The sequence below is a fragment of the Pseudoalteromonas sp. N1230-9 genome (assembly GCF_032716425.1).
Taxonomy (GTDB): domain Bacteria; phylum Pseudomonadota; class Gammaproteobacteria; order Enterobacterales; family Alteromonadaceae; genus Pseudoalteromonas.
This window is the reverse complement of sequence record NZ_CP090420.1, coordinates 829,742-850,317: the sequence shown is the minus strand read 5'-3', so window position 1 is coordinate 850,317 and position 20,576 is coordinate 829,742. Positions and strand designations below refer to the sequence as shown.

General features: G+C 40.2%; 16 protein-coding genes. 13 read left to right on the top strand and 3 right to left on the bottom strand.

The genetic code is table 11. The features are described from left to right. Positions 1-100 precede the first annotated feature (100 nt). The gene (locus tag LY624_RS21135; RefSeq protein WP_341804611.1) at positions 101-2,344 is read left to right on the top strand and encodes a tetratricopeptide repeat protein; all 2,244 of its coding nucleotides are present in this window, start codon (positions 101-103) and stop codon (positions 2,342-2,344) included. A gap of 49 nt (positions 2,345-2,393) precedes the next feature. Here the strand turns inward: LY624_RS21135 and LY624_RS21130 are convergent, their stop codons facing one another. Then, positions 2,394-3,890 carry an arylsulfatase gene (locus tag LY624_RS21130; protein WP_237119114.1) on the bottom strand — a complete coding sequence of 499 codons (1,497 nt, stop codon included), beginning with the start codon at positions 3,888-3,890 and terminating at the stop codon, positions 2,394-2,396. Between the two features lie 289 nt (positions 3,891-4,179). Here LY624_RS21130 and LY624_RS21125 point away from each other — a divergent pair, with 289 nt between their 5' ends. The 4 genes from LY624_RS21125 to LY624_RS21110 all read left to right on the top strand — a co-directional run bounded on the left by LY624_RS21125 (position 4,180) and on the right by LY624_RS21110 (position 7,668). Beyond that, entirely contained in the window at positions 4,180-4,971 is a 792-nt protein-coding gene (locus LY624_RS21125; RefSeq protein WP_130152415.1) for a hypothetical protein, read from the top strand. Positions 4,972-5,024: 53 nt separating this feature from the next. Beyond that, positions 5,025-6,179 carry a BamA/TamA family outer membrane protein gene (locus LY624_RS21120; RefSeq protein ID WP_341804610.1) on the top strand — a complete coding sequence of 385 codons (1,155 nt, stop codon included), beginning with the start codon at positions 5,025-5,027 and terminating at the stop codon, positions 6,177-6,179. Positions 6,180-6,306: 127 nt separating this feature from the next. After that, on the top strand, positions 6,307-6,765 hold the full coding sequence (locus LY624_RS21115; RefSeq protein WP_341804609.1) for a hypothetical protein: 459 nt from the start codon (positions 6,307-6,309) through the stop codon (positions 6,763-6,765). A gap of 429 nt (positions 6,766-7,194) precedes the next feature. Continuing rightward, positions 7,195-7,668 (top strand): hypothetical protein, encoded by a 474-nt coding sequence (locus LY624_RS21110; RefSeq protein WP_130151755.1) that lies wholly within the window; start codon positions 7,195-7,197, stop codon positions 7,666-7,668. Between the two features lie 407 nt (positions 7,669-8,075). On the opposite strand, the gene LY624_RS21105 is transcribed toward LY624_RS21110, so the two are convergent. Continuing rightward, complete coding sequence (locus LY624_RS21105) at positions 8,076-8,486, bottom strand: hypothetical protein (protein WP_130151756.1); 411 nt, start codon at positions 8,484-8,486, stop codon at positions 8,076-8,078. A gap of 153 nt (positions 8,487-8,639) precedes the next feature. On the opposite strand from LY624_RS21105, the gene LY624_RS21100 reads away from it, so the two are divergent. From LY624_RS21100 to LY624_RS21065, 8 genes are read left to right on the top strand one after another with little or no spacing between them, the layout of a single operon-like run. Next, on the top strand, positions 8,640-10,970 hold the full coding sequence (locus LY624_RS21100) for a TonB-dependent receptor (protein ID WP_445936751.1): 2,331 nt from the start codon (positions 8,640-8,642) through the stop codon (positions 10,968-10,970). Between the two features lie 12 nt (positions 10,971-10,982). Continuing rightward, on the top strand, positions 10,983-13,136 hold the full coding sequence (locus LY624_RS21095) for an FAD-dependent oxidoreductase (RefSeq protein ID WP_341804608.1): 2,154 nt from the start codon (positions 10,983-10,985) through the stop codon (positions 13,134-13,136). A 1-nt stretch (position 13,137) separates the two neighbouring features. Then, positions 13,138-13,962, top strand: a complete 825-nt coding sequence (locus LY624_RS21090) for a DUF547 domain-containing protein (protein WP_445936750.1) — start codon at positions 13,138-13,140, stop codon at positions 13,960-13,962. Positions 13,963-14,002: 40 nt separating this feature from the next. Beyond that, on the top strand, positions 14,003-15,193 hold the full coding sequence (locus LY624_RS21085; RefSeq protein ID WP_341804890.1) for an ABC transporter substrate-binding protein: 1,191 nt from the start codon (positions 14,003-14,005) through the stop codon (positions 15,191-15,193). Further along, on the top strand, positions 15,186-16,898 hold the full coding sequence (locus tag LY624_RS21080) for an ABC transporter permease (RefSeq protein WP_341804607.1): 1,713 nt from the start codon (positions 15,186-15,188) through the stop codon (positions 16,896-16,898). Before LY624_RS21085 ends, LY624_RS21080 begins: the two co-directional genes overlap by 8 nt. Before the next feature lies 1 nt (position 16,899). Then, entirely contained in the window at positions 16,900-17,550 is a 651-nt protein-coding gene (locus LY624_RS21075; RefSeq protein ID WP_130151761.1) for an ATP-binding cassette domain-containing protein, read from the top strand. Next, complete coding sequence (locus LY624_RS21070) at positions 17,543-18,175, top strand: CDP-alcohol phosphatidyltransferase family protein (protein WP_130151762.1); 633 nt, start codon at positions 17,543-17,545, stop codon at positions 18,173-18,175. The genes LY624_RS21075 and LY624_RS21070 overlap by 8 nt, the downstream gene beginning before the upstream one ends. After that, on the top strand, positions 18,165-18,950 hold the full coding sequence (locus LY624_RS21065) for a sterol desaturase family protein (protein WP_341804606.1): 786 nt from the start codon (positions 18,165-18,167) through the stop codon (positions 18,948-18,950). The genes LY624_RS21070 and LY624_RS21065 overlap by 11 nt, the downstream gene beginning before the upstream one ends. A gap of 67 nt (positions 18,951-19,017) precedes the next feature. On the opposite strand, the gene exaC is transcribed toward LY624_RS21065, so the two are convergent. Next, the gene (gene exaC / locus LY624_RS21060) at positions 19,018-20,538 is read right to left on the bottom strand and encodes an acetaldehyde dehydrogenase ExaC (protein ID WP_341804605.1); all 1,521 of its coding nucleotides are present in this window, start codon (positions 20,536-20,538) and stop codon (positions 19,018-19,020) included. Positions 20,539-20,576: the final 38 nt, after the last annotated feature.

Sequence of the window (20,576 nt, the reverse complement as noted above, 5' to 3'; positions counted from 1 at the left end):
AAAAGCAAGGCGTTTTTCTTTTTGTCATTGGCTTTACTTACACTCTAAAACTAATATAACTTATTAAAAGTGTGGGCAAAAAGTAAAAAGGAATTATTTAATGGTGCGTGTAGTATGCTTTTTTATTGGATGGACTATATTCAATTTACAGGCCGAACCAGAGTGCGTAAACTGCCACCAAAGCCAAGTACAAGATTGGCAGTCTTCGCACCATTTTCATGCAATGGAAAAAGCCACAGCCGCTACTGTGCTCGGTAATTTTAACGACCAAACTCTCGAATACGAAGGCCAGAAAGCGCGTTTTTACAAACAAAACCAACAACCTTTTATTAGCATGCCAAACCTTGATGGCAAACTAACTAACTACCCAGTTTTATACACTTTTGGCTATAAGCCATTACAACAATACATGTTTGATATGGGCAAAGGCCACATACAGCTTTTTCCATTTGCCTGGGACTCGCGTAGTAAAGCTGAGGGGGGACAACGTTGGTTTGTACTGCACCCAGAGCAGAAAAAGCACGACCTATTTCATTGGTCGCAAAAAGGCCAAAACTGGAATCACATGTGTGCTGATTGCCATTCAACTGATTTCAAAAAGCAATTTGACCTTAAAGCTAATAGCTTTGATTCAACTTACTCAAGTATTAACGTTAGCTGTAAAGCCTGCCATGGCGATACCCAAGCTCATTTAAAATGGGCTCATGGCGATAGCAGCATTGCCGATAAGGGCTTTACTCATAATATTAAAAAGCAAACCCCACTTTTTACTCAACAAACAGATGGCAGTATGAAAAGCGTGCAACCACTCGTAAAAAGCGAGCAAGTGCAAATGTGTGCAACGTGTCATGCTCGCCGCTCACAGCTTGATGACCGCAAAGATCCACACAGCTTTTTACACACTTTTCAAGGTTCATTACTAACACCCGAGCTGTACCATGTTGACGGCCAAATTTGGGATGAAGACTATGTATGGGGATCTTTTTTACAAAGTAAGATGTTCAATGCGGGGGTTACCTGTAGTAACTGTCATAACCCTCACTCTGGAAAATTAAAGCTACCGGGTAATCAAACCTGTACACAATGCCATAGTCAGGAGATATTCGACACACCAAAACATCACGGCCATAAAGTGGCTACAAGTGGTAGCCAATGTGTTGATTGTCATATGCCTGCAACAACTTATATGCAAGTCGATGACAGGCGCGATCATAGCTTTCGTGTGCCGCGCCCAGACTTAACATTAAAAACCAACGCCCCGAACGCATGTAATAGTTGTCACGAAAGTAAAACCCCACAGTGGGCGGTTGCAAAAATAAAAGACTGGCATCCACACCCAAAACATCTTGGCACAGCGCACTTTTCTGAAGCCTTTTATGCCGCAGATAACCGCTTACCTAATGCATCAACCATGCTAACGAAAATAGTACAGAATAAAGACTTTCCTGACATCATTCGTGCGTCAGCATTAAGCCGCTTAGCAACAACGCCTGATAATAACGCCATTGTTGGAATTGTTCGCTCAGTCAAAGACCCTGAGCCACTCAAGCGACAATCTGCCATAGAGGCGGCAATGCCATTTGATATTAATCAACGCTGGAAAATGCTGAACCCATTGCTTGATGACAAACACTTACCGATAAGGAGCGAAGCTGCACGTGCTTTAGCCCCCATGTTAATGGAACCCTTCCCAAGTGGTTTAAACGAACGAGATACCAAGCGCTTAAAATCTGCACTCGAAGAGTATAAGAAAAACCAACTATATCAATCAGAAAGAGGCTTTTCGCATACAAACCTTGGCAATCTAGCACTTTCATTGCAACAACCTGAAAAAGCAAAAGCTCACTATTTAAAAGCCATTCAGATTGAGCCGATTTTTGTACCTGCTTATGTTAACTTAGCTGATTTATACAGAAACCAACAAAATGAGTTAGCTGCAAAAGAAATATTAAATCAAGGGTTGGCTATCAATAATACCAGTGCTGACCTTCACTATGCGCTCGCGATGAGTTTAGTTCGCTCTAAGGAAAAGAGAAAAGCACTAACACACCTACAACAAGCGACTACGCTGGCAAGAGATAATGCCAATTACCACTTCACCTACGCCTTGCTGTTACAAGATTTAGGAGATATGCCACAGGCTATTGCAGCTCTTGAACAGGCATTTGAGTTAACACCAAACAACCCTGACATTAGCTATAGCTTAGCACAGTGGTACACCGCACAAAAAAATTACGCTCAAGCACTATTTTACGCACGTAACTTAGCACGCCTAGTACCTAATAATCAGCAAATACAGCAATTTGTTGGGCAACTTGAAATGATGAATAGTATTAATAAATAAAGTAAAAAAGGGCCAATATGGCCCTTTCTCAACTAAATTTATATAGTAATTAATGACCGTAATTCAGTGATTTAGCTTTCTCAATTGCTTCGTTAACATTTAAAGAAGCAGACTCTTGACGAGGTGGAAACTCTACAAATGTTTTAACGTGTTCATTCAGCTTTGCAATAATGGGTTGTAATAACCAACTCTTACGCATAATTTGATGAAACCCCGTTACCCCATCATAGTGCTCTAATGGATCTTTACGTAAGTTGAAAAGTTTAGGCATGCTATGAGTAATCATATCATCATAGTATAAGCCCGTTGGTTTCGTTGCAAAGTGCATTTTCCATGGACCAAAGCGTATTGCTGTTAACTGAGACTCATAGTAATAAAAGAAAAAGTTGCGTGCTGATTTATCCGCTTTACCTGTCCAGTAATCAAGGTTGTTTTCACCATCGATATAAACTTTGTCTGACTTTTTAAGCTTTTCACGCAAGTTCTTTTCACCAAGTGCCGCAGCAATTGTTGGAAACACATCTTCATGCGATGAAATACCATTTAGCTTTAAGCCTTTTGGTATTTTGTTAGGCCAACGTACTAAGAAAGGTACGCGAACGCCCCCCTCCCATGTTGTCATCTTTTCACCGCGGAACGAAGTCGTCCCTGCATCAGGCCAACTTGACTGCTCTGGGCCATTATCACTGGTATAAATAACAATGGTGTTATCAGCAATTTTTAGCTCATCTAATTTATCAAGCAGCTGACCTACATGCCCATCGTGCTCTATTAAACCACTACCAAACACATCTTCTTCAGAGCTAATGCCCGTCGCTAAATTTCGACTTTCAGGTTTTAAGTGAGTGTAAACATGCATGCGACTTGTGGCGTGCCAGATAAAGAATGGTTTTTTTGCTTTTACTGCTCGTTCCATAAAGTTAAGTGAGCGTTCTAACACCTCTTCATCAAAGGTTTCCATGCGTTTGCGAGTAAGTGGGCCGGTATCAATGATTTTGCCATTAGCGTAAGATTCTATAACACCTCTTGGGCCAAACTTTTTCACAAACTTAGGATCTTTTGGGTAATCAGCTTGTTCTGGCTCTTCGGATACATTTAAGTGGTATAAGTTACCATAAAATTCATCAAAACCATGCTTAGTAGGCAAGTGTTCATCTAAATCACCCAAGTGATTTTTACCGTATTGGGCCGTCATATAACCGCGGTCTTTTAAAAACTCAGCTAATGTTGGATCGGCTTCTTTAATACCTAAAGGATTACCTGGTTGACCCACAGTCGTTAGCCCTGTTCTGATGGGTAACTGACCCATCAAGAACGCGGCTCGACCTGCGGTACAGCTTGGCTGAGCATAGTGATCTGTAAAAAGTGCTCCCTCATTTGCTATACGATCTATGTTAGGCGTTGGGTATGTCATGCCGTGGGAGTATGCGCTTAGGGAGATGGGGGCAACATCATCAACCATAATGGCGAGTACATTTGGCTTATCAGCGGCAAGGCTCACTGTGGAGACCAAGCTACAAATAGCGGCCGCTATTATTTTTTTCATAAATCATCCTTTTTGTTTAACTAGTACCTTTACTCTAAAAAGAGCCTATTTCAGTATAGGTTAGAAATATAGCTATTCTAGTTCCGAACTACGAAAAAACGATTTAAATCAAGTTTTCATTGAATAAATTGATTACTTTATTTATCTAATTTTGTGCAAAATCAAATAACATTATCTTACTTGTAAAATAGTCCTTTGTTCATTTTTAATACTATTGAACTAATACTTTAAATAGATTATAAGTAACTAAAGCGTACTTTTTCACTTCCACTTTGTGTAAGGAAAGCACATGAACTGTCGAAAAATCACTCTGTTATTTTCACTTCTCATTCCATTTTCTGATGCGCTTGCTGAACAAAAAGAAGTTCAAGACATGTCAGATCCCCTAGCTGTTTATACTCAAGTCGGAGCAGGTGCAACCAATAAAGGAATAAATCTTAAGGTTGGGCAAGCTTACGATACAGGCGTCGAAACAACTGCTGGAATGAATAATATTGAAGTGAAAGGCATTTATGGTGACGCACTTGGTTGGGAGAGCGATCATGTAACAACAGATTCTATTGATTCATTTCGTTTTCGTAATTTCTCTGTTGATCTAACCACAATGAGTGCCACTCAAATAGATGCCAACTATAATTTGAATGCTAATTTAGTGGCTGATGAAAGCATGGATTTATCTTACAGCTATATCAAAGCGTTAAAGCCCGTAGGACGTTTTACCTTTTACCCATTAGCAGGTTTAGGCACATCTTTAGGCGAAAACACGTTAGAGGACGACGGCACTCGCGATAGTGGCTATTCAATTATGGGCGCTTATGGCCTAGTGGGTATGTACGCAAAAGTGACAATTACTGACAAAATTTGGCTCAACTATAACCCTTTTTGGCTAACCACTATCGGTGGTAGTGATACCTACAAAGACCATTATTACGGTTACGATCAAAGCCATATTCTAACACACGAATTTGCCGCAAGTTATCAAATAAATCCCAGAATGAACTTACGCTATTTTGCAAACTGGAATGAAAATGTTGATTTTATGGATGGCGATCATCGCATTGAGTTTAACTATCAGCTCTAATCGTTTTGCAACTTATGCTCTTCTCGTTAACAAAAAACAGAGGCAATAAATAAGTGAAAAAAGTTGTATGTCTGAATTTGTTGGCTGCAACTTTAATAAGCAGCTGCTCCTTTGCCTCTAGTTACGATGACTATGCAATTAAGCCTGCAGAAACACGGCTAGATAATCAACAAAAGATTGATGAGCCAATTTCTTTTTTACCTATCCCTGCTTTTATCACTGAACCAGCTCTAGGGCCTGGCTTAGGGGTTGTTGGTTTATTCTTTCACGACAATGAAAAGAAAAATAAAACGGGCACAACACTACCAAATAGCATTAGCTTAGTAGGCCTTATGGGCACCAAAAATGGTACTAAAGGTGCTGCCATTGGACATATTACTTTTTGGGATCAAGACCGTATACGCTACCAAGGTATTGTTGGCTGGGCGAGTATTAACCTAGACTTTTACACCTTCGACGAAATAGAACTCCTCACACCGTTATCCCTGAATATTGAAGGGCCTGCCATTTTTCAAAATTTAAAGTTACGTTATGATAATAGTAATTTTTTTTATGGCTTAAAACAGATTTACCGCCAAGTCGATATCAGCCTTGCAGACAACCCTATTGAATATTTTTTGCTCGATAACGACATAATAAAAGAGCATTTATCGTTAGATATCAATACATCGGGAATTGGTCCCTTACTTGAGTATGATAGTCGTGATAACCCTCTAAACCCAGAAAAAGGCTATAATTTCAAAGCTGAGTACCTCTACTTTGATGAAAGTATTGGTAGTAAAGTCAATTACACAAGTCTAAAATTAACAGCACTTAATTACTGGCAATTGACCAATAGAATTAACTTAGCATTACGAATGCAGTATGACACTGTCACCAATCGAAGTAATAAACGCCTCCCTGTCTACATTCCCCCCAGCATTAATTTACGAGGTGTTTCAGCAACACGATACCAAGGGTTTGATGTGCTTGTAACAGAAGCTGAGCTCAGCTACAAAATAACCAAACATATCAAGCTAAATGCGTTTACAGGTATGGGCTGGACTGCTAACAGTTTTTCAGGTTTATCCAAAGCCAATACAATTGATACAGTCGGAGCAGGCGTTCGCTATCTAGTCGATGAACATTACGGCATAACTATCGGTGTAGATGTTGCGCATGGCCCTGAGCAAAATGCAATTTATATACAAGCTGGATCAACATGGTAATGAAAACCCTTTGCTCATGACTTAAACCGTCTCAATTTAGAGTATAAATATTGACCTTGTTGAATTCGCTGCTATTATCAAATACTAATAATTATTAACTAATATCAAAGGCTCAGGGATTGAACTAATGCACAGCATAGCCTCAACTAAATATTATCCATATGCAGATTTTAAGCCCCACGGCCTTGTTGAGTTTTATCAACGTCAAAATACACTTTTTACAACCGCCGTCGGCCCATTCAATGAAGAGATTATTGATGCCCTGTCATTTACTCAACAAACTTATATTGAAAAAATCATCGCAGAGCATGGTGACTGGTGTGAATTAGTTGAGTTTGAAAACTCGTGCATGGCAACGCCTGGTGCCCTTGAAAAACTAATGATGTATTTAGCTGATTTAAAACGCCAGAATAGTGCACCGAAAAAAACAGCCTTTATCATAAAAGAGGGGCTTGAAGGTGGAAACCTGCTGAGTAATACGTACTGCAATTTATATAAAAAAACAGGTATGACTATGCAGATATTTAAATCTAAAACATCTGCGCTGAACTGGTTATCAAGCGAGACAACCACTGCAATAGCTTAGTTATTTAGCACATGTTTTTCTTCATCACGTAAAGTTAATACGTCCACTCCTCGTGCGTCACAGCGAGTGGATACCTCCATTGGGAAGAAGGTTTCTATTTCTCGTAACAACAGTCTAACCGTCAGGTTTAATTTTTAACTTAGCTATTTCTCACTTTACAAAACACTTCGTGCAACTCATCACTAATTAAAAAATACCTATAATACGGGCCAAATTCTCATGCACAAATCACATATGACAAGATCCAAAAAGAAGAAGTAAGAACTTTTTATTACTTGCAAGTTGGAATAGCAAGTTTAATTAAGGCTTTACTCTATAAGTTAAAAAAATTCATCTATCAGGTTTATTTTAATCGTTTGTCGATTTAGAGGGATTACTCTAAAGTTAACTCATCAGCAAACGATGCTGCGATTAACGAGGAAACTAATCATGTTTAAACCACTTTTAAAACGACTTGCTCTTAGCTCATTACTAACATGTTCAGCTTTTGCAATCGCTGAGCAAAGTGACTATAAACTGATGGTAATTAATGACTCAGATTCATCGCAAGCAATTATGCAAGGCCAATACGACGCGGTGTTAAATAGCACAGCGCAAGCAACTGATTTAAATAGTCAATATGAACTTGCATTCAATCGTTGCGCAGCAAGCGTGAAATCTAAAAATTTCAGCCACGCGGAATCTTTGTGTACCGAAGCTATCAAGCTTCTAAATAAAAGCGAAGTACGCGGCTATAAACGTCGAGAGCTTACATCATTCGCTTTAAGTAACCGTGGTATAGCACGCATAATGTCGAAAAACGACACAGCTGCACTATCAGATTTTTATGAAGCGGTAAAAATGTCGGGTAATGATTTAGTTAATCACAACCTCAACCGCGCTAAGAAAAACTTAGCACTTTAATCAAATTGTTGTCACAAAAAGCCTAGTTTGTGTGTTCTCTTGGCTTTTTTATATCCGAAGTCATTGCATACGCGGTGACTCAACCACATTGTTGTCAAAAGCTTAGCTTGTGTGTTCTCTAAGCTTTTTTATTCCGAGTCATTGCACACGCAGTGACTCAACCACATTGTTGTCGAAAGCTTAGTTTGTGTGTTCTCTAAGCTTTTTTATTCCGAGTCATTGCACACGCAGTGACTCAACCAAATTGTTGTCAAAAGGCCCAGCTTGTGTGTTCGCTGGGCTTTTTTATTTTTAGCCCATTTAAATTTCATTAAAAAAATTTTCATTAAAAATCATTAATATAAAAATAAGAAAATAAATTCATTCTATTTAAATTAAGCTAAGAGTATTTAAACTAGTTTATAAAATCACACTACATACTTCACATCTTCATCACGCATTAAATATAATGTAAAACAGGCTGCCCACATTGGCCATGCAGCAAAGAAAAGTAAATTATTAAACCCATCTATATATTGAGCATACGAAGAAAGTGTGGATGCGCCGTGTAATAAAAATATTAAACCGTAAGTGACTTTTTTCTTAAACCCCACCACAAAAGCAAACACTAAAATGATTTGCAAGCTTCCTAGAATATAGGCAATTGTATCTGTTGAGCCACTCAACCCATAGAAGTGCTCAAACACAATAGCACTATGACTTGGATTTACAAATTTATCCAAGCTCCACATTAACATAACGATAAACACGCCCAAACGTAATGATAAAAGCGACCATTGCAAGCGATTGTGTGTATCTGATGTAGTTGATTGAATCATTATTTTTCCTTTGAACTATTCACGCTTAAAAACAACAAGACCGAAAATAAAAAGAAACATTACAAAAATAAAATAAAAATGCTTTGAAAGTATTTTTTCTGGCTGTTGGTCTCATTCATCGTCAATAAATTATTTAATCGCAGAGAGAACATTTTGAAATACGCATTTTTAGCGCTGAGTATTTGTGCAAGCTTTGTATCACTTGCTACCGAGAATAATGAGATTGAGGTTATTCAAATATCAGGCGAGCAATTAAAAAATACCCAAATGACACCTAAAGATACGCCTATAAATGGACCTTTTGGCGATGATCTTTTTCTACAAGATATTGCACGAAGTGTAACGCCAATCACCAGTGAAATGATCGAACAACTCAATATCACCACCCTGCAAGATATATTATCTATTACACCTAATAGCTATTCAGCTAGCGGATTTGGTAATCCGAGCTTACCAACTTTAAGGGGGCAGTTAGGTGAACTATTTCAAGATGGCGTTCGCCGACAAGCAGGTAATAACGGTTTTGGCATTCCAATATCCTTCAATGCTATTGAGCAAATAGATGTAGTAAAAGGTGCACCACCCGTTTTATTTGGTAGTAGTCAACGAAATGGGGGCTTTGTAAACCTGAGCTCAAAAAAGGCAAATACTGAACAATCTCAAGGCAAACTGGTGCTTTCGGCTGGTCGCTGGGATCACTACTCGGCACAGCTCGATTACACAGCGCCGATAGTAGAAGGTAAAAGTGGCTTCAGAGTAAGTGCTGAACATATTGATAATGGTAGTTTTTATGATTTCTCAGGTTATAAGAGCGATAGTTTATTTGCAGCTGTGCGTTTCTTGCCTGACGCACAAAGTAGTTTAGATATAAATTTCGAGCTTTATCAGGTTGAATTTACAGATAACGCAGGTATCAATCGCCCTACTCAAGCGCTTATTGATGATGGACTTTATATTACTGGCCAAGGTATACAACCCAATGGCAGTACTATTGCAGGAGCGGGGGCTATTATTTCACCCACAGGGCAAGTTCGTATACCGCGAAACCGAGTGTTAACAGACCCCGATAATATCAATGAAGCCACGACCTATTTACTTCACAGTATCTATAAACGTGAACTAAATGATAAAGCGACCCTTAAAAATACAACTTATTTTCAGCACCTGCAACGTGAAGAAGTCGCTCAAAATAGCTTTGTAGAGATCATTGATGGTGCTGACACAGCCCAAAACCGCACTGAGTTAAGCTACCAATGGAATGATAGTCAAAGCTCTATTTTTGCGTTTGATGTTCGCTTTAACAAAGTAAAAGGGTTCAGCCAATTTACCACAGAAGCAGACTTACCCATTGATTTAACAGGCCCGATTGAAAACCGCCGTATCCCGCTCACAACAGAGCAAAAATCAAGATTAGTTGAATTAAAGCCAGGTGTATTTGTATCTCCGGGAGCCCAATACGATTTAGATAACGACGGTGTTGGAGATTTTTCACTCTCTGATACAACCGATTCGACCAGTTGGCAAACGGGGCTTGCTTTTGTGCATGACAGTCAATGGACTGAAAAATTGCGCACAAGTTTAGGCTATCGCCTTGACTATTATGATGTAGAAGCTCGGGATCCCATTGCACCACAAGGTCAAGTTGCAGCGCGCGATAATATTTATGAAACCCTGCACGCTGGGCAGATTAGTGTTAACTATAAACTCACTTCAGAATTAACCTCTTATATTACAGGGAGCTATAACGAAGCGACCTCCAATAGCATGGCCGGTGGTAATGTTTTAGGAAGTGATAACCAAATTAGCGCACAAAATTTTGCAACCGATAACACCCTTGCTGAAATTGGTTTAAAATTTTCACCAACTGACAGCCCGTGGTATGTCGATGCGGCTTTATTTAATCAACGTCGTAGCCTCAGGAATCGTGATGGAAGTAATACGGGTATTCGTACAAAAGGCTTTGAAACGCAGGTGTTTTATGATGCTGAGCAATACTGGTTTAATGCCGGTTACAGCTATATAGATGCCCGCTACGATAATTCAGCAAGTAGCCAAGACTCAAACCAAGTCGCTGATGCATTTGATAATTCTCGTCCTGATATTATTAATGGTACAGGTATTGGCGCACCTAATTTCGCGTCTTTTCCGCCATCAACTAGGCGAGTGCAAGGTATTCCCGAACAATCATTTAGCTTTAACAGTGGTTTTTCTATCACTCCTCAATGGGATATTGGCTTAGGCGGTATATACACCAAAAGCTATCCGCTTGATTTTTTAGCAACCGTGCATATTCGCGATCAATACACTTTGAATGTGAATACACGATATGCCTTCAGTGAGCAAACGTCTTTACGTTTAGATATCACAAATGTGACTAATCAAGATAACTGGCGTCCTGTTTTTGAAGGCGGTTACTTTGGCTCAACTTTAGTTTTTCCTGAGCTTCCTATTCATGCCAAATTGACCTTTCAACATACCTTTTAAGTAGGGCTACTCATGTTAAAGAAAATAATCTTACTCGTCGGCGTCTTAATTGCCGTTACTGCATTTTTCTATTTCGATTTACATCAGTTATTAACACTGAATGGCTTAAAAGGTTCGATGGATCAATTTAGTCAGTGGCGTGAACAATCACCACTATTAGTGATAGGCGCGTTTTTTTTACTTTATGTTGTCGTTACTGCACTGTCACTGCCAGGTGCAACAATTTTAACGCTGGCAGCAGGTGCGTTATTCGGCCTCATTGAAGGTCTACTTATCGCTTCATTTGCTTCAACTGTGGGTGCAACAATCGCATTTTTGGTTTCTCGTTATTTACTGCGTGACGCAATAAAATTGCGTTTCCCAGAGCGCCTTACAGCCATAGATGCAGGCGTTAAAAAAGAAGGTAGCTTTTATTTATTTACGCTACGCCTTGTACCTATTTTCCCTTTCTTTCTCATTAACCTTTTAATGGGTGTAACGGCGATTAAAGCCTGGACTTTCTTTTGGGTAAGTCAGCTAGGCATGTTGGCAGGCACGTTTGTCTTTGTAAACGCAGGTACACAACTAGCGCAGATAGAAAGCTTATCTGGAATCTTATCATTTAACTTAATTTTATCTTTTACTCTATTAGGTGTTTTTCCTTTTATAGCCAAAGCGTTATTAAATACCATCAAAAAGCGCAGAATCTATAAGAACTTTTCAAAACCAAAGCAATTTGATCGCAACATGATTGTCATAGGTGCCGGTGCCGGCGGATTAGTAACCAGTTATATAGCAGCTGCCGTAAAAGCAAAAGTGACATTAATTGAAGCAGGTGAAATGGGTGGTGACTGCTTAAACTACGGATGTGTACCCAGTAAAGCGATTATAAAAAGCGCTAAAATTGTTGAACAATTTCAACAAGCTGACAAGTATGGCTTAGAAAAAAGCAGTGCAACCTTTTCATTCAAAAAGGTGATGGCTCGAGTACACCAAGTTATTGCCGATATTGCTCCTCACGACAGTGTTGAAAGATACACTAAACTGGGCGTTGAAGTTATTAAAGGTTATGGAAAATTAATCGATCCATGGACGGTTGAAATTGCTTTAAGCACAGGTGGTAAACAAACTCTTAGTGCACGAACAATTGTGATTGCTACGGGTGCTCGTCCGTTTGTTCCACCTTTACTAGGCTTGGAAGAGGCAGGTTATGTCACCAGTGATACGCTTTGGAGTAAATTTGCTCAGTTAGATGAGCCGCCCAAAAAGCTCGTTGTGTTAGGCGGTGGGCCAATTGGTTCAGAGCTTGCGCAAAGCTTCGCTCGACTTGGTTCGCAGGTCACACAAGTAGAAATGGCTGAGCGGATCATGATAAAAGAAGATTTAGAAGTCTCTGAATTTGCTACTCAAGCACTGAAAAGCAGTGGCGTTAATGTATTGACCAACCACCAAGCACTTCGATGCGAAGTTCGTAACAACAAAAAATACTTGGTTGTTCAGCATCAAGAGAAAGAGTTCGACATTGAGTACGATGAGTTACTATGCGCTGTGGGTCGAAGTGCTCGCTTAACAGGTTACGGCCTTGAAGAGTTAGGCATTGAAACCAACCGCACTATTCAAACCAATGACTATCTCGAAACCCTTTACCCTAATATTTTTGCCGCGGGTGATATTGTTGGTCCATACCAGTTTACCCATGTTGCTGCGCATCAAGGTTGGTATGCCGCGGTTAATGGTTTATTTGGCCACTTTAAAAAGTTCAAAGTCGATTATCGTGTTATCCCTTGGACGACATTTATCGACCCTGAAGTCGCCCGTGTTGGGCTCAATGAACAAGATGCAATATCACAAAATCTAGACTACGAAGTAACTCGTTTTGAGTTTGCAGAACTAGACCGTGCCATCACAGAAAGCGCAACGAATGGCTTCATCAAAGTAATTACACCTAAAGGTAAAGATAAAATTCTAGGCGTCACTATTGTTTCTGAGCATGCGGGTGACTTAATTGCTGAATTTGTCCTCGCAATGAAACATGGTCTAGGCCTGAATAAGATACTTGGCACTATTCACAGCTACCCAACATGGGCCGAAGGAAATAAATATATTGCAGGCGAGTGGAAGCGTGCCCACGCCCCCGAAAAAGTACTCAACTTACTTGAAAAGTATCACACTTGGCGAAGAGGTTAATATGCTGAAATTTATACGCTTTATTGGTTTTTTAATTTTACTTACTATTATTAATAGTGCCATGGCAAAGGATAACCCAGCCCAAGAAGAAGCATCGTTACACTCTGCTTGGCAGGCATTACTTATCAAGCATGTCGTTGCAATTAATAACGCTACGAGTACGCAAGTTGATTATGCGGGATTTAAGGCCGACCAAACTCAATTGCGCAGCTACTTAAGTGCACTTTCTCAAGTAAGCCAAGCAGAATTTAACGCATGGCCAAAGTCCAAACAGTTGGCCTTTTTAATCAATGCTTATAATGCGTGGACCATTGAGCTTATTTTAACTCGGTATCCAAAAATTGATTCCATAAAAGAGCTTGGCAGCTTTTTTAGCTCTCCTTGGAGTAAAGAGTTTATCCCTTTATTAGGTGAAACACGCAGCTTAGATAACATAGAGCATACTTTAATCAGAGGGAGTGATACTTATAAAGAACCACGCATACACTTTGCTGTAAATTGTGCCAGCATCGGCTGCCCCGCTCTGCGTGGTGAAGCCTATAACGCCACCCACCTTGATGCACAGCTAGAAGAGCACACAACACGCTTTTTAGCAGACACAACGCGCAACTATATAAAAGGAGATAAACTTCACTTATCGTCTATTTTTAAGTGGTACAAAGAAGACTTTGAGCAAAGCTTTAGAGGGGCCCACTCGCTGAGTGAATTTATATTGCTTTACTCAGACGCATTAAATTTAACAAATAATCAGATAGCTAAAATAAAAGCAAACACGGTGGCTATTAAGTTTTTAGATTACGATTGGGCACTTAATGATACTCAATGATCAACCCACATTTATTCGTTTTTTATTGTTTTTAGCAAGCATGGCTTATTCGGTTTTAGGCCATGCTCAAAGCTGGCAAACAACAGTAAATGAAGGGGTAAATAAACCTGTTTACTTTCATGCTTGGGGTGGTGATGCACAGATTAATAGCTACATTCAGTGGCTTGGTGAGCAGGTTAAGCAGCAGTACAACATTGACTTAGTTCACATTAAACTTGCAGACACCAGTGAAGCGGTAAGCCGAGTGCTTGCAGAAAAGTCAGCCGGTAACCACACCCAAGGTAAAGTAGATCTTATATGGATTAATGGTGCTAATTTTGCCGCTATGAGTAAACACGGTTTATTAAAAACAGATTGGGCAACTAAACTTCCCAATTTCTACCTAACAAATCCGACAAAAAACCCTGCTGTAACTCACGATTTTGGATTACCTACGCAAGGTATGGAATCACCTTTGGGGCAAGCCTCACTCACGTTTTATTATGATAGTAAAACCGTTATTCATCCCCCTAAAAACCTAAAACAGCTTTTAAACTGGAGTACAAAAAATAAAGGTCGCTTTACGTATTCGAAACCTCCCGACTTTATCGGGGTGAGTTTTTTAAAATATGCGCTTATTAACTTAACACCGACAGAGCAACGCAGCTTACTTTATCAACCTGCCACTGAAAAAAGTGCAGCACAGTTATTACCCGCTTTATGGCAATACCTAGACGAATTACACCCAACCTTATGGCGAAAAGGTACTTTTTTTGTACAAAACAGCGCAGCATTAAAGCGCTTGGTAAGCGATATGGAGCTTAGCTTATCACTCACATTTTCAGCCGCAGAAATACCGGCCGCTGTTGAACGATATGATTTACCCCTAGCGACTAGAAGTTACGCAATGCATGACGGCAGCTTAAGTAATACACACTTTGTTGCTATTGCGTATAACGCAAGCCACAGCGAAAGCGCAAAATTAGTCGCCAATTTTATGTTAAGTGTGCAAGCACAAGCCCAAAAACAACAACCCGCTAACTGGGGAGACAACACAGTGCTTGATTTATCTTTACTCTCGAAAGAGCAAGCTGCACTTTTCAGTCAACAAGCCCCCCATCCAAGTAGCTTAGCTACAAACAATCAAAGTCCAGCATTAGCTGAGCCACATCCAAGTTGGAGCACATTAATAAACCAACAATGGCAATTACGCTATGGCACCTACAACCGCGGTACAGTAAGTAATGATTAAAACTCATGACACATTCACGCGCTTAATTAAGCTTAGCCCAACACTCTTGGTCGCCTTATTAGTTATACCTGTTATAGGGGGACTAATCGGTGTGTTATTACCTGCTTTTGGTTACCTTCCAGCTTTGGGCATGAAAGAATTCTCTTTGCAGGGTTTTAATGCCTTGATACAAACTGATGGTTTTAGTCATATGGTATTCCTCAGTGCCAGCAGCGCACTGATTAGTACATTATTGGCACTTACAATGACCATCTTGATTCTCGCTTGTTTTTTTAACAGCCCATGGCTGAAACGAATTCAACGCTTATTAGGCCCTATTTTAGTTATACCTCATGCCGCAGCAGCTATTGCGATTAGCTTTTTAATTACCCCTTCGGGTTTTATTTCACGGCTATTTTCTCCTTGGTTAACTGGTTGGGAATTACCGCCAGACTGGCTACTCCCTCATGATATATGGGGGGTAAGCATGATTTTGGGGCTTACGCTAAAAGAGCTTCCCTTTTTATTGTTGATGGCCTTAGCTGCATTTGCTCAAGCTGATTTAGGTGCAAAGTTGCGCGCTCAACATAAAGTTGCCATGAGCTTTGGCTACTGCCCTATGACTGCATTTTTTAAAGTGGTACTGCCTAATTTATACACTTATATTCGCCTTCCTGTTTTGGCTGTGTTGGCCTATGCCAGTGCCAGTGTTGAGATCCCATTAATTTTAGGCCCTAATGCGCCGCCAACTCTCTCTGTTGCTATCATTAACTGGTTTAACGACGTTGATTTAACGCTACGTATTAAAGCCTCGGCTGGCGCAATTGCTCAACTTATGCTCACCGCCACTTTATTAATAATTTGGTGGCTGTTAGAAATAATAGTGAAGCGCGTGTTTTATTTTTATGTGACTAACAGAAAGCGTGACTATGCAGGTAATGCGATTATGCACTTCACTCGCATAATAACGGTTATCTTAGTCGCGAGTATTTTATTATCTTTACTTGGCTTAGTGCTTTGGTCATTTGCTGGTTTTTGGCGCTTCCCTGCGTTTTTGCCTGATCAACTTGTATTCATCCACTGGCAAAATGCGCTAACAAATATACAGCCTGCACTGTTAAATTCGTTATACATTGGCTTTGCTGCCAGTGCGATTGCGATCATTCTTGTACTCGTAACATTAGAAGCTGAGCAACAACGTGCCTACGCACTATCTCACCTCAGCAGCTTTATTATTTACCTCCCTTTACTTGTTCCTAGTGTTGCATTTTTATTTGGTTTAGTTTGGTTGCAGGAGCAAATAAACAGTCATCATGCCTATATAAACGTTATCTTTAGCCATCTACTATTTGTACTTCCTTATGTTTTTTTGTCACTGGCAAGTAGCTACAGATGCTTTGACTCCCGCTTTACAACTTTGGCAGCAAGCTTGGGAAAACCTCCGGCTATGGTATTTTGGCAAGTAAAATTACCCATGCTAGTTACCCCTATATGCATCGCCTTTGCATTAGGCTTAGCAATTAGTTTTAGTCAATATTTACCTACGTTACTCAATGGCGCTGGGCAAATAAATACAATTACTACAGAAGCTGTGGTGCTTGCCAGTGGCGCAAGTCGGCGTACCAGCTCAGTGTACGCACTCATACAAATGCTGCTTCCAGCTCTAGCATTTGTTCTTGCTTGGCTTACTCCTAAGCTGGTCTATAAATATCAAAACAAGGCTTAATATGTATTCCTCATTAGATATTAAAGAACTCACAATTTTGCGTAATAAAACAGCACTTCTTTCACTTAATGAATCTATTCAAGGTGGTGAGATCCTAAGCATTATGGGACCATCAGGGAGTGGAAAGTCCACCTTGCTCAATTGGCTAACAGGTATGTTGCCACCAACGTTTAGTGCCCACGGTAATCTCTACTTAAACCAACAAAATATTACCCATACTCCCTGTCATTTGCGTCACATAGGCTTACTCTATCAAGACCCATTACTCTTCCCACATCTGTCTGTTGAGGGCAATATTGCATTTGCTATGCCTAAGTTAAGCAAAAAGAAAGACCTTGAAAACGTGAGTCTTGCCTTAGAAAAAGTTGGCTTAGGTGGTTTAGAAAAACGCTCTCCAGCAAGCTTATCTGGCGGACAACAAGCTCGTGTGGCACTACTGCGTGTTTTATTAAGTAAACCAAAAGCCATCCTTCTTGATGAACCCTTCAGTAAACTAGATAGTGAGCTTCGCCAAGAAGTTCGTGACATTGTTTTTAAACAAATCAGAGAACATCAATTACCCGCTATTATAGTCACGCATGATCACAGTGATGCCATAGCAGCCAGAGGGAATATTATTAACTTAGCAACCTTGGAAAAACGCTATGCTTGATAGATACATTACACCAGTCATAAAACCGCTACTAATGCCGATTGTTACGCAATTGGATAAACGAGGCGTAACGGCTGATCAACTCACTTTAACTGGATTCATTCTAGGCCTACTTGCCGTTCCTTTTATTGCCTTTAAATTATGGAATTTGGCGCTCGCTGCTATCATTTTAAACCGTATATTTGATGGTTTGGATGGCGCACTGGCCCGATATAGCAATACCAGCTCAAGTTCTGGTGGTTTTTTAGATATTACTCTCGACTTTTTATTTTACGCCGCGATCCCTTTCGGTTTTATCTTGGCTGACCCACAACAAAATGCGATTGCTGGCGCAATTTTACTAGTGAGTTTTATTGGCACAGGATCAAGCTTTCTTGCCTTTGCAGTTGCTGCTGAGAAGTTTCAGCTAGAGAAGCCTCAATTCAAAAACAAAAGCTTCTATTATCTTAATGGGTTAACCGAAGGGAGTGAAACCATCGCTTTGTTTATAGCGCTGTGTTTATGGCCTAGCTACTTTCCTGTATTAGCTAGCCTATTTGCTGTGGCCTGTACCATCACTATTATTACACGCATCTATGGTGGTTACTCAACCCTAAAGCACCAAGAGCTAAACAATGACAAATGAACTATATTGGCGAGTTGGCTGCTTTCTCAGCATATTAATCATTATGATGTTACTTGAATGGAAAAAACCTGCAAGATTATCGCCTATTGCAGCAAGGTATCGCTGGTTTGGTAATTTTTCATTAGTCATTGTATCTTCTATCATTGCACGTTTAGTGGTGCCGGTAAGTCTTACCGCCCTTGCTGATTTTAATCACCAGCAAGCACTAGGATTATTTAACTATTTAGAGCTGTCGCTGTGGGTAAGCATCCCACTAAGTTTATTAATGTTAGATATGCTGATTTACTGGCAGCATCGTTTATTCCATCGAGTCCCATTACTCTGGCGGCTCCATAAAGTTCACCATGCTGATTGCCACGTTGATACCAGTACGGGGTTGCGTTTTCATCCAATAGAAATTGCCCTGAGTATTTTAGTTAAACTCATCGCCATAACAGTGCTTGGTGTACCAGCGGTAGCCGTACTCATCTTTGAAGTTGCACTTAATGGTTTTGCGCTATTCAATCATGCGAATATCTGTTTATCTGAAAAGCGAGAAAAAACCCTACGCCTATTTATTATTACCCAGAAACTGCACCGCATTCACCATAGTACAAACATCGATGAAACCAACAGTAATTACGGATTTAGCCTAGTTTGGTGGGATAAGCTATTTTCAAGCTATCGCAGCGTGGCAATAAAGGGCGATGACTTGCAAGACATTGGTTTGAGCCAATATAAAGCGACAAAGCAAAATACATGTTTAACAACACTATTAAGCATGCCATTCAAATAACTTATTTAGAAAAAACGCCACATATAGGTGGCGTTTGGTTAGCTTCGACAACAATAAGAAAGGGAATTTAAAAGAAGCCTAACGGGTTTTCGCTGTAACTAACTAATAGGTTTTTCGTTTGTTGGTAATGATCAAGGGCGAGCTTATGAGTTTCACGGCCAATGCCTGATTTTTTATAACCACCAAATGCAGCATGCGCAGGATACATGTGATAACAGTTGGTCCACACTCGGCCCGCTTCAATCTTACGACCAAAGTGATAAGCACGGTTCATGTTTCGACTCCACACACCAGCACCTAAACCAAACTCTGAGCTATTAGCAAGTGCTAGCGCTTCGTCTTCATCTTTAAAAGTCGACATTGAAATAACGGGACCAAAAATCTCTTCTTGGAACACGCGCATATCGTTAGTGCCTTTAAGCAGGGTTGGTTGAATATAGTAACCGCCGTTAAACTCATCCGACAATTGCTCGACTTCACCACCAGCGAGCACTTCAGCACCTTCTTTTTTACCAATCTCAATGTAGCTTAGAATCTTGTCAAACTGAGCTTGTGATGCTTGCGCACCTACCATGGTTTCAGTATCAAGTGGGTTACCACGTTTAATTTGTAAGGTGCGAGCAAGTACACGTTCAATAAATTGCTCGTAAATATCTTCTTGAATAAATAAACGCGATGGGCACGTACACACTTCACCTTGGTTAAAGTACGCAAGTACAGCCCCTTCAATGGCCTTACTCAAAAACTCATCGTCTTTTTCCATTACATCGTTAAAGAAGATATTTGGCGATTTACCACCTAACTCGACCGTTGATGGAATAATATTGTCAGCGGCGCATTTTAAGATATGTGACCCCACCGGCGTTGAACCTGTAAAAGCAATTTTTGCAATACGTGGACTTGTTGCCAGCGCTTCACCCGCTTCTTTACCATAACCGTTTACAACATTTAAAACACCCGCTGGTAATAAATCACCAATCACTTCAAGTAACACTAAAATTGATGCAGGGGTTTGCTCAGCTGGCTTTAAAATCACACAGTTACCTGCAGCAAGGGCAGGTGCAAGCTTCCACGCAGCCATTAACAATGGGAAGTTCCAAGGAATAATTTGCCCTACTACACCCAGTGGCTCATGAAAATGATAGGCAACGGTGGTTTCGTCTATCTCGCCAATTGAGCCTTCTTGAGCCCGCACACAGCCTGCAAAATAGCGAAAATGATCAGCCGCTAAAGGCACGTCTGCCGCAAGTGTTTCACGAATTGCTTTACCGTTATCCCAGGTTTCTGCAACCGCCAGCATTTCTAAATTCTGTTCAATGCGGTCAGCTATTTTTAACAAGATATTGCTGCGCTCGGTGACCGATGTTGTTCCCCATGCGGCTTTTGCATCATGGGCTTTATCAAGTGCCAGTTCGATATCTTCTTTTGATGAGCGAGGTATTTTACAAAACACTTTACCATTCACTGGGCTAATGTTTTCAAAATACTCCCCCTTTACTGGAGCGACCCATTGGCCACCAATATAATTTTCGTACTGGGCCTTAAAATTGACTTTAGCGCCTTCGCTACCTGGATTTGCATAGATCATAATGTGCTCTCTCTTCAAATTGTTGTATTTTATTTAAG

Coding starts and splice junctions, on each gene's coding strand:
- LY624_RS21070 (WP_130151762.1), top strand. CDS start 17,543: ATGCTTGATAGATACATTACACCAGTCATAAAACCGCTACTAATGCCG.
- LY624_RS21085 (WP_341804890.1), top strand. CDS start 14,003: ATGGCTTATTCGGTTTTAGGCCATGCTCAAAGCTGGCAAACAACAGTA.
- LY624_RS21135 (WP_341804611.1), top strand. CDS start 101: ATGGTGCGTGTAGTATGCTTTTTTATTGGATGGACTATATTCAATTTA.
- LY624_RS21115 (WP_341804609.1), top strand. CDS start 6,307: ATGCACAGCATAGCCTCAACTAAATATTATCCATATGCAGATTTTAAG.
- LY624_RS21110 (WP_130151755.1), top strand. CDS start 7,195: ATGTTTAAACCACTTTTAAAACGACTTGCTCTTAGCTCATTACTAACA.
- LY624_RS21130 (WP_237119114.1), bottom strand. CDS start 3,890: ATGAAAAAAATAATAGCGGCCGCTATTTGTAGCTTGGTCTCCACAGTG.
- LY624_RS21125 (WP_130152415.1), top strand. CDS start 4,180: ATGAACTGTCGAAAAATCACTCTGTTATTTTCACTTCTCATTCCATTT.
- LY624_RS21095 (WP_341804608.1), top strand. CDS start 10,983: ATGTTAAAGAAAATAATCTTACTCGTCGGCGTCTTAATTGCCGTTACT.
- LY624_RS21090 (WP_445936750.1), top strand. CDS start 13,138: ATGCTGAAATTTATACGCTTTATTGGTTTTTTAATTTTACTTACTATT.
- LY624_RS21080 (WP_341804607.1), top strand. CDS start 15,186: ATGATTAAAACTCATGACACATTCACGCGCTTAATTAAGCTTAGCCCA.
- LY624_RS21065 (WP_341804606.1), top strand. CDS start 18,165: ATGACAAATGAACTATATTGGCGAGTTGGCTGCTTTCTCAGCATATTA.
- LY624_RS21075 (WP_130151761.1), top strand. CDS start 16,900: ATGTATTCCTCATTAGATATTAAAGAACTCACAATTTTGCGTAATAAA.
- exaC (WP_341804605.1), bottom strand. CDS start 20,538: ATGATCTATGCAAATCCAGGTAGCGAAGGCGCTAAAGTCAATTTTAAG.
- LY624_RS21105 (WP_130151756.1), bottom strand. CDS start 8,486: ATGATTCAATCAACTACATCAGATACACACAATCGCTTGCAATGGTCG.